This window comes from Oxalobacter paraformigenes, assembly GCF_000158475.2.
GTDB classification, from domain to species: Bacteria; Pseudomonadota; Gammaproteobacteria; order Burkholderiales; family Burkholderiaceae_D; genus Oxalobacter; species Oxalobacter paraformigenes.
Genome location: NZ_KI392031.1, coordinates 612,422 through 613,100, shown reverse-complemented (window position 1 = coordinate 613,100; position 679 = coordinate 612,422). Strand labels below are relative to the sequence as shown.

Annotated in this window: 1 protein-coding gene; it reads left to right on the top strand. The window is 57.1% G+C overall.

What is annotated here, in order from left to right:
* Positions 1–9: 9 nt before the first annotated feature.
* On the top strand, positions 10–679 hold a 670-nt coding region (locus OFAG_RS06435), incomplete at its 3' end, for a hypothetical protein (RefSeq protein ID WP_196806217.1).

The window sequence follows — 679 nt, the reverse complement described above, 5'->3', positions numbered from 1 at the left end:
AAGAAAACCATGAACGACTTTGAAAACCACTTCGGTTCAGCAGGAGAGAGGTTTTCCGGCAGCCAGAACCCCGACGAACAAAACGGCTGGGCAGACAAACAGCAAAGAGAACTCGAGCGGCAAAGGAAAGCGCTGGAAAGACAGCAAACCCTGAACAAACCGGCCAGTAACGCTCCCGGCTTTACCGCGGCTCCAACCGGCCTGACCCCGGCAATGGAACCGGAAACGCCCCTTCCCCAAACCGGGCCGTTAAAAGCCGAACCGGCCAAAAAAGAAAGGGCGGAAAGAGTGGAAAAGGCGGAAACCGATCTTCCCGACTTCACCAAACACTGGGACGACCCTTTAAGCAAACTGCCCTCCGGCCAGATCAACTCCCATCTGGCGAATAAATACAGCGGACGGACTGGTCCCCGGGACTGGGCAGGTCGTCCCTTTCTCCCGCACGAAGCCAAACCGATGATCGAAAAGTGGAAAAAGGATTTGCACGACATGAGTCAGGATATGCGGGATGTGCTGTTTCTGAGCAATTACCAAAACGATCCGACGTTTCGGGAACGGGCCAACCGGGCCATTCACGAATGGAACCGGATCATGCCGGAACCAAAAGCCGGCCGGCCGGCTTCGGAAGTGACCCCGGGCAAGGGTTCCCCTCTGTCCGGTCAGGCCGCGAGCTTGCCGG